Source organism: Streptomyces sp. NPDC127197, assembly GCF_042672405.1.
GTDB lineage: Bacteria > Actinomycetota > Actinomycetes > Streptomycetales > Streptomycetaceae > Streptomyces > Streptomyces flavusporus.
This window is the reverse complement of record NZ_JBHXVG010000100.1, coordinates 1-5,477: the sequence shown is the minus strand read 5'-3', so window position 1 is coordinate 5,477 and position 5,477 is coordinate 1. Positions and strand designations below refer to the sequence as shown.

Annotated in this window: 3 protein-coding genes and 1 pseudogene; all 4 read left to right on the top strand. The window is 69.5% G+C overall.

Translation table 11 applies throughout. From position 1 onward, the window contains the following. Positions 1-152 (top strand): annotated as a pseudogene (locus ACFVJQ_RS45350) (Asp-tRNA(Asn)/Glu-tRNA(Gln) amidotransferase GatCAB subunit A); the annotation flags it as partial. A 678-nt stretch (positions 153-830) separates the two neighbouring features. Next, on the top strand, positions 831-1,736 hold the full coding sequence (locus tag ACFVJQ_RS45345; RefSeq protein ID WP_385791817.1) for an MBL fold metallo-hydrolase: 906 nt from the start codon (positions 831-833) through the stop codon (positions 1,734-1,736). A 557-nt stretch (positions 1,737-2,293) separates the two neighbouring features. Further along, positions 2,294-2,857 (top strand): TetR/AcrR family transcriptional regulator, encoded by a 564-nt coding sequence (locus ACFVJQ_RS45340; protein ID WP_385791815.1) that lies wholly within the window; start codon positions 2,294-2,296, stop codon positions 2,855-2,857. Positions 2,858-3,306: 449 nt separating this feature from the next. Next, the coding region (locus tag ACFVJQ_RS45335; RefSeq protein ID WP_385791813.1) for a BTAD domain-containing putative transcriptional regulator at positions 3,307-5,477 on the top strand (2,171 nt) is incomplete at its 3' end.

Sequence of the window (5,477 nt, the reverse complement as noted above, 5' to 3'; positions counted from 1 at the left end):
CGTCCCTGTCCGTCCCCGTCGGCCACGATGCGGCGGGCCTGCCGATCGGCATGCAGCTCCTCGGACGTCCCCTCGGCGAGAGCGCCCTCCTGCGGGTCGGCCACGCCTACGAGCAGACCCAGCCCGCCCGCGAGCTCGCGCGCGCAGCGTGAACGAGTGCTTGGCCCGGCCTGATCACTCCGGCCAGGCCGAAGGCGCCGGTTGGCTCCGCTCGGTTACTGAGTTTCGCCGCGTGATGTCGCTGGAGCGCTTGCCCTGACCTGTAGCGGAGGGCAACCGCGACGCGACATCACACGAAGATCATCAGTAGGTGCCGCAAGGAGAAGGCGTGCCCGAGCAGTGCTCGAACTGCAGAGGGACGACCGGCCCGGCGCCCAGCGGCCGGGCGGTGCCCGCAGGCGTGCACGGGGTGGCGGTGCGTACACGACTCGCGGCGAGAAGGTCGTCGAACGGATGGGCAGTTGGTCGCTGCGCAGCCGGTCTGTGACGCGACCGCTGTCATCTGGCAGATGTCTCACGGCTGCGCCCACCGAAGACTCCCGCGGGTGATCCGCACCGGCGAGCTGCTCATGACGAATTACCGAAATGTGTGACCGATATTTATCGGCTTGTTTTTCGATTCACTCCAATCACATCGTCCTATTCTTTATAGGGGTAACGGAACAATGCACAGTGACAAGCTTTCACGCTCCATGAACCGGCGTGGATTCATGGGAGCGGCCGCGGGCATCGGAGTGGGGCTCGGTGCTGCCGGGCTGCTCGGCGGCGGCCAACTCCTCATAGGTGACAAGTCGAGTGCCCCCTCCGCCACTTCCGGGGACACGATGCAGGTGTCCACGATTGCTCTCGGCGAGGTCACCGTCACCCGTGTTGTGGAGTACAAGGGGCCGGTGGGGATGACGTCGCGCCAGTTGTTCCCGGAGAGCTCGGAGGAACTGTGGCAGGAGAGCAGTTCCTGGCTCAACCCGGACTTCTGGAACCCCGACACCGACATGGTCCCCATCGCGCTCCAGACCTGGGTTCTGCGCAGCGAGGGCAAAACCATCCTGATCGACACGGGAGCCGGAAACGACAAATTCCGCCCCTACGCTGAGGCGTGGCAGTACATGGACACCGGCTTCCTGCGCCGCTTGTCCCGTGCCGGTGTCCGCCCGCAGGACGTCGACATCGTCGTCAACACCCACCTGCACAACGACCACGTCGGCTGGAACACCCGGCGGGAGGACCGCGACTGGGTGCCTACCTTCCCCAACGCCAAGTACCTGATTCCCAAGGTCGAGTTCGACTTCTGGAACCCCGAGCTCCCCCCGATCAGCGCCAAGGATCCGAAGGCTACCCAGAACGTCTGGGAAGACAGTGTGCTGCCCGTCCAGGAGGCGGGTCTGGTGCAGCTGTGGGACGGCAGTCACACCATCGACTCCCACCTGACGCTCGACCTCGCACCAGGGCACACCCCCGGATCGTCCGTGGTCCGGCTGCAGTCGGGAACCGACAGAGCGGCGTTCATCGGTGACCTGCTGCACACCGCGCTGCAGCTCGAACACCCCGAATTCAACAGCTGCTTCGAGGAGGACGAGAAGCAGGCACGCGCGTCCCGACGGCGCATGCTGGAGTGGGCCGCCGACAACAAGGCCCTCCTCCTGCCGGCACACCTGCCCGGCCATGGCGCCGCCGAGGTAGCTCGCGACGGCAGCCACTTCAAGATCAAGGAGTGGGCGGGCTTCAGCCGCATCTGAGGCGGCAGGACGAACCCTGACATGCCGCGGATGACCATTCGTTCTCACCGGGGTGCCCGGGTCGTCATAGGCGAGTTGGAGTATGGCGAGCCTCTCGGTCAGGCGTGGGCCGGGCACCGGATGGTCATCTGCTCGGATTCAGGGCGGGAACGGAACCGACGGCAGGGCGAAGTTGTTGTCGAGGAGGTGGTCGGGGTCGTAATGCGCCTTGAGCGCGATGAGCCGATCCGGCACCGCACCGGGAAAGGCGTCCTGAAGTTGTCGCCGTCCGAGGCGTGTTTCGCAGCTCAGGCAGAGCCGTTCAGGTGCGGGTGGAGCCGTTCCCACCGCTGGTCGAGGTCGTTGCGCAGTGCGGGCACGGTGGTGGCCATCCCTGTTCACCTTCGCCGCGCCGCGCCAACCGTCCGGCGGAACCGTCCCGCGCGGCGTAAGGCCCAGCCGTGATCAGTTGGGCACGAGATCGGGGAACGCGCCGACGCCACGACGGTCTCGCCCTCACAGGCGTAGGTGCCGCGCGCGTTTCCTAGACGCAATGATTTTGCTTTAAGGTGGGTTCTATGAGCAGGCAGATGGTGCGTCCCGGCGGGCGCAGCGCCCGGGTCCAGGAATCGGTCCACGCCGCCGTACGCGAACTCGCGTCGGAAGTGGGCCGGGACGCCCTGACGGTGCCGCTGGTCGCCCAGCGTGCGGGCGTGACGCCGTCGACGATCTACCGCCGTTGGGGGGACCTGCAGGAACTGTTGTCGGACGTGGCGGTCGAGCGTCTGCGGCCCGACACCGCGCCCAAGGATCACGGGGACCTGTCGTCCGACCTGACGGCCTGGGCCGAGCAGTTCCTCGACGAGATGGCCTCTCCCGTCGGCCGCGCCTACATCCGCGACGCCCTGCTCGGCGACCCGGACGGCAGCAACGCCGGCCAGTGCTCGGCCTACGCCGCCGAGCAGATCAACCTCGTCCTCACCCGAGCAGCTGAACGTGGGGACAAGACGCCGGACGTCGAGACGGTCATCGACCGCGTCGTCGCGCCCACGATGTACCGCATCCTCTTCCGCCCGGACGGACTCGACGCCGCGTACGCGCGCCGACTCGTGGCAGAGGTCCTCGGCCAGACCGGCCCGTGACCAGCTGATCGCACCGGCATGCCCCGCCAGCAGTGCCTCCGACGGCCGGGCCTCGGAGGCCGGCCGGACCCCGCCGCGTCCCCGGCCCTCCGGCGGACGGCCGCGAGGGCGTACCCGGAGCACTTCACGCCCATGAGGTGAGCGCTCCGGCACCCGCAGCGCCACGGGGTTGCCCCTTGGCGGTCGTGGCCACCACAGTGCGGCGCCCAAGGAGGCGAGGGTCCCCTCGGCAGGAGTGGCTCTGAACCACGGGCATCGCCGACCTCCAGTTCACGCTCAGGACATGTCTCCTCACCTTCTTTGCAGCGGGGCCGAACCTACCCCTCCGTTTGCCCGTAGATCGTGCAGGACAGCCCGAACAGCGCCAGACCGGGCACACCGGTGACTGGTGAGCCCGCCGTATCGGCCCGCCATGAGGACGGTTACCGACACGCGACCAGGACGAAGACGTGAAACGCGCAACAGACAGTGAGACACCAGGCGACGCCGCGGGCCTGTGGTGCGGTCTGCTCGGACCGCTGCTGGTCCGGCGGGCAGGGGCCGTGCTCGATCTCGGGCCGCCCAAGCGCCGGGTGCTCTTCGTACGCCTGCTCCTGGAGGAGGGCCGGGTCGTCTCCACCGACCGCCTCTGCGAGGACCTGTGGGCGGGACGTCCGTCACCCCGGGCGGTGGTGTCCCTGCAGGCCGACATCAGCAGACTGCGCACTGTTCTCGAACCAGAGCGACCGCGTCACGGCAAAGCCGGTCTGCTGGTCCGTGAGTCCAACGGGTATGCGCTGCGGATGCCGGCCGAAGCACGTGACACCGTCCGTTTCGAGCGCGGGGTGGCCCGGGCCGGCCGCTCACTGGCCGGCGGCCGAATACAGCAGGCGCGCCAAGAGGTCGAGTACGCGCTGTCGCTGTGGCGGGGAACAGCGCTGCAGGACGTGCGGGACTACCTGTTCGCCGCGCGGCAGGCCGCCCACCTCGACGAGACCCGCATCACCGCGGAGGAACTGCACATCAGCACCCTGCTCCACGACGGCGACGTACAGCAGGCCGTCAGCGCCGCCGAGGCGCTCACCGAGCGGCACCCGCTCAGGGAGGGGGCGTGGAGTCTGCTGTTGTGCGCCCTGTACCTCGCGGGCCGCCACGCCGAGGCCCTGGCGCGGTTCGAGCAACTCCGCAAGCGCCTGTCCGAGGATCTCGGGCTCCAGCCGAGCCCGTGGGCCGACGCCTTGCAGGAGGCGATCCTGCGCCACGACCTCCCCTTTATCAGGCATGCCTTGCGGTCCATCGTGACCGCCGGATACGACGACGTCTCCCCGCCACCCGAACTGCGCGCGCCCGGGTCCGAGGACACCCGGCCGCAGCCGCGGGCGGATTCGGCGGCGCACGACCCGGTGCCGACACCGCGCGGCCCGAGGGATGGGGCTTCGGCCGTGACCTCGGCCGGTCGTGCCGTCCTGAGCCCCGCACAACTGCCCGCCGCTCCGGCGTTCTTCACGGGACGACAGGCCGAACTGGACGCCCTGCACGCGCTGTTGCCGAAGCACGACGCGCGGAGCGTCGCTCCCTCCGTCACGGTCATCGGCGGAGTGCCCGGCGTCGGCAAGACCACCGTCGCCCTCCATTTCGCCCACCAGGTCACCGATCTCTTCCCCGACGGGCAGCTTTTCGCCGACCTCCTGGGCTTCGGTCCGAGCGGCGACATCGTGGACCCGGCGGACGTCCTCCAGGGGTTCCTGACCGCGCTGGGTGTGCATCCGACGGACGTCCCCGCGCGCACCGGCGCGCGTTCCGCCCTGCTGCGTACCGTGCTGGCGAAGCGCCGCGTCCTGCTGGTGCTGGACAATGCGCGGGACGAGCAACAGGTCCGTCCGTTGCTGCCCGGCGCCTCCGGCTGCATGGTCTTGGTCACCAGCCGCAACCAGTTGCACGGTCTCGTCGCCACCGCCGGGGCCCGGACCCTGACGCTGGGCGTGCCACCCCTGGCCGACGGGCGGGAGGCACTGGCCCAGCGCCTGGGCACGCCACGCGTCGACGCGGAACCCGAAGCCGTCGAGGACATCGTCCGGCTCTGTGCACATCTGCCGCTCGCCCTGTCCATCGCCGCGGCCCGCGCCGCGCTCCACCCGGATTTCTCCCTGCGGTCCCTGGCCGAGGACATGCGGGCCGGCGAGGGCAGCCTCGATGTTTTCGGCGGCACCGACACGACCGCGGACGTACGCGCCGTCTTCTCCTGGTCGTACCGTGCCCTGACCCCTCAGGCCGCCCGGCTCTTCCGCCTGCTGGCCCTGCACCCGGGGCCCGAGATCTCCGCGGCCGCCGCCGCGAGCCTGGCCGGACTGCCACTCGCCGCCACCCGTCGGCTGCTCTCGGAACTCACCCGTACCCGCATGGTCGACGAGCCCGCCATGGGCCGTTTCGTCTTCCACGATCTGCTGCGCGTCTACGCCACGGAACTGGCCCACGAGCGCGAGACGCTGACGGCGCGTACCGAGGCCCTCACCCGTATGTACGACCACTATCTGCAGACGGCGTCGCTCGGCGGGCCGAGCCTGTGCCATCCACCGCGGTCCCCCGTCCCGCCACCGGTCCCCGGGGTCGTACCGGAGCCGCTGGCCGGAGAAGACCAACT

Bases quoted from the DNA above. Each gene is read 5' to 3' on its own strand.
- ACFVJQ_RS45340 (WP_385791815.1), top strand. From the start codon at position 2,294: ATGAGCAGGCAGATGGTGCGTCCCGGCGGGCGCAGCGCCCGGGTCCAG.